Source organism: Shewanella sp. 11B5 (assembly GCF_002836795.1).
GTDB lineage: Bacteria > Pseudomonadota > Gammaproteobacteria > Enterobacterales > Shewanellaceae > Shewanella > Shewanella frigidimarina.
Genome location: NZ_PJAP01000943.1, coordinates 1 through 3,000, shown reverse-complemented (window position 1 = coordinate 3,000; position 3,000 = coordinate 1). Strand labels below are relative to the sequence as shown.

Here is a 3,000-nt window from a genome sequence, read left to right as displayed (position 1 = left end):
CGCTATCGACTAATGAAGCTTCGATAGCTTGCAAACCGTTCATGGCCATCCACGGGCAATGGGCACAACTTTTACAGGTTGCACCGTTGCCGCCAGTTGGGGCTTCGAGCAAGGTTTTACCTGGCGCTGCTTGTTGCATTTTATAAAAAATACCGCGATCTGTTGCAACGATAAAGGTATCGTTCGGCATGGTTTGCGCGGCTTTAATTAACTGACTGGTAGAACCGACAGCGTCAGCAAGCTCTACCACACTCGCGGGTGATTCTGGGTGAACCAAAATGGCTGCTGTAGGGTGCTGTTTTTTAAGCTCTCGTAATGCTTTGGCTTGAAACTCGTCATGCACAATACAGTCGCCTTGCCATAACAACATGTCAGCACCAGTCTGCTTATTGATGTAAGCGCCTAAGTGACGATCGGGTGCCCAGATAATTTTTTTATCCTGGCTATCGAGATGCTCAACAATTTCTAACGCAATACTGGAGGTGACAACCCAATCTGCGCGGGCTTTTACTGCTGCTGAGGTATTGGCATATACCACGACAGTATGATCTGGATGCGCATCGCAAAATTCATTGAACTGCTCAATTGGACAACCTAAATCTAATGAGCAGGTTGCTTCTAGGGTTGGCATTAAAATGGTTTTTTCTGGGCTTAATATTTTAGCGGTTTCGCCCATAAACTTAACCCCAGCAACAATTAATGTCTTTGCGGGGTGATCGCGACCAAAGCGTGCCATTTCCAGAGAATCAGACACGCAACCGCCCGTCTCTTCAGCTAACGCTTGGATTTCAGGATCAGTATAATAATGGGCAACAAGTACCGCGTTTTGATCAATCAATAGCTGTTTAATACGTGCTTTATATTGTGCTTTCTCAACGTCAGACAACACGGCAGGTTTTGGCGGAAACGGATATTCAATCATTTCAATTCTAGGTGCCGACAGACTCATACATGTTCCAATCTAGTGACAATATCCGAGTATTATACGAAAAAGAGGCTAAAAACAAAAGGACGCTTTAGCGTCCTTTTGGATAAGATAGATTAAACACTGTTAACGCATAGCTAATAGCATTTCTTGCGGTTGCTCTAGGTAGTGTTTCCATAGATTACAGAAGCGTGCAATGGTGCCACCGTCAATGACGCGATGATCGCCAGACCAGCTTACTTGCATAATCTTACGTGCTTCAACTTCGCCTTTAGCATTAAAGCGCGGCAATATTTGTAACTTGCCTAACGCAACAATGGCCACTTCAGGTTTGTTAATAATCGGTGTTGCCACCGTGCCGCCCAATGCACCAATATTGGAGATTGAGATAGTTCCGTCTTTTAAATCTGCTGGCGACACGCGGCCACTGCGCGCAGCAGTCGTTAAGCGAGTTATGTCGGCGGCAATATCTAAAATAGACTTACTTTGCACATCTTTGATATTGGGCACTAATAAGCCCACTTTTGAATCAACAGCCATACCAATGTTATGACGAGACTTGTAAGTGAGTTCGGTGCAATCTGCATTAACTTGACTATTCAATATCGGAAATTCAGTGATCGCTAATGACATGGCCTTCATAAAGAATGGCATCATGGTGAGCTTCACTTCGTCAGTTGAATAACGTTGCTTCATGCTTTCACGTAAGGCTACGAGTTCGGTAAGGTCAAACTCTTCACAGTAAGTAAAATGAGGGATAGTCGATACTGACTCAACCATCATTTTCGCCATAATGGCTTTGACGCCCTTTATGGGTTCAACTCGGTCACTTGCCGTTACATTAGTCACTGTGTCGCTATTCACAGAACTGACAGCTTGAGCACTTACTTGACTCGTTGATGACACTGCCGTTGTACTTGCTGCAGCTTGAGTGGCATTACCACCTTGCTGATGACGTTCAATATCTTCTTTGTAAACTCGACCATTTTTGCCTGTGCCCACAACCATAGCGATATTAATGTCCAGTACTCGCGCCATTCGGCGAACGGCTGGGCTAGCTAAGGCTTTGCCTTGTGCAACAGGTTCAAGGTTAACTTGTGGCGCAGCTGCTTGTGCTTGTTCAACTACTTCAACTGGAGCTGACGGAGCATTAACTTCAGCTTCCACTTCAATGGCGAATAAAGGTGAGTGCACTTTAGCAAGCTGACCTTTACGATAATGGAGTTTTACAATTTTACCGGCTTTCATGGCCGGGATTTGCACTAACGCTTTATCGGTCATCACATCAGCGATGGGTTGATCTTCAACGACGATATCGCCTTCTTCGACTAACCAATCAACCAATTCACATTCAACAATCCCTTCACCGATATCAGGCAATAAGAACTCTTCAATGTTTGACTGACTGCTGGTTGTGGCCGTAACAGCATTACTGTTAGCTGAATCGTTAACCGGTGTCATGGCAGCAACAGGGGCTTCAATGACGCTATCGTTGTCATCACCATCCATTTCAACTGCGTACAATGGTTGATGAACAATGGCGATTTCACCTTTGGCGTAGTAAAGCTTGGTAATTTTTCCAGCATGGGGCGCCGGAATTTGCACTAAGGCTTTGTCTGTCATTACATCAGCAATCGGTTGATCTTCAGTGACGATGTCACCTTCGCTAACTAACCAATCAACTAATTCACATTCCACCACACCTTCGCCGATGTCGGGTAAAATAAAATCTTTAATCATATCTTACTCCTAAAACGACACAGTGGCCTTGATGGCTTCGAAGGTCTTTAATTCATCTGGCATGTATTCTTTTTCATGCACTAATGGATAAGGCGTATCTAAGCCGCACACACGACTGATCGGTGATTCAAGCGATAAGAAACATTCTTGCTGAATCGTTGCCGCGATTTCACCAGCAAAACCGCCGGTTAATGGCGCTTCATGGTTAATCAGTAAACGACCCGTTTTGGTCACTGATTTTGCGATAGTTTCAACATCCCATGGCGCGATTGTGCGTAAGTCGATAATTTCGCATGAAATACCTTCTTTCTCGGCACGTTCGCAGGCTTTTTCGA

General features: G+C 44.8%; 3 protein-coding genes. All 3 read right to left on the bottom strand.

The genetic code is table 11. From position 1 onward, the window contains the following. Positions 1 to 949: quinolinate synthase NadA (gene nadA / locus CXF78_RS18585; protein ID WP_102037589.1), on the bottom strand; the 949-nt coding region annotated here is incomplete at its 3' end. Positions 950 to 1,051: 102 nt separating this feature from the next. Further along, on the bottom strand, positions 1,052 to 2,665 hold the full coding sequence (locus CXF78_RS18580) for a dihydrolipoyllysine-residue acetyltransferase (RefSeq protein ID WP_102037588.1): 1,614 nt from the start codon (positions 2,663 to 2,665) through the stop codon (positions 1,052 to 1,054). A 9-nt stretch (positions 2,666 to 2,674) separates the two neighbouring features. Then, positions 2,675 to 3,000: transketolase C-terminal domain-containing protein (locus CXF78_RS18575; RefSeq protein WP_308302282.1), on the bottom strand; the 326-nt coding region annotated here is incomplete at its 5' end.

Excerpts from the sequence above, each read along its gene's own strand:
- CXF78_RS18580 (WP_102037588.1), bottom strand. The coding sequence starts at position 2,665 with ATGATTAAAGATTTTATTTTACCCGACATCGGCGAAGGTGTGGTGGAA.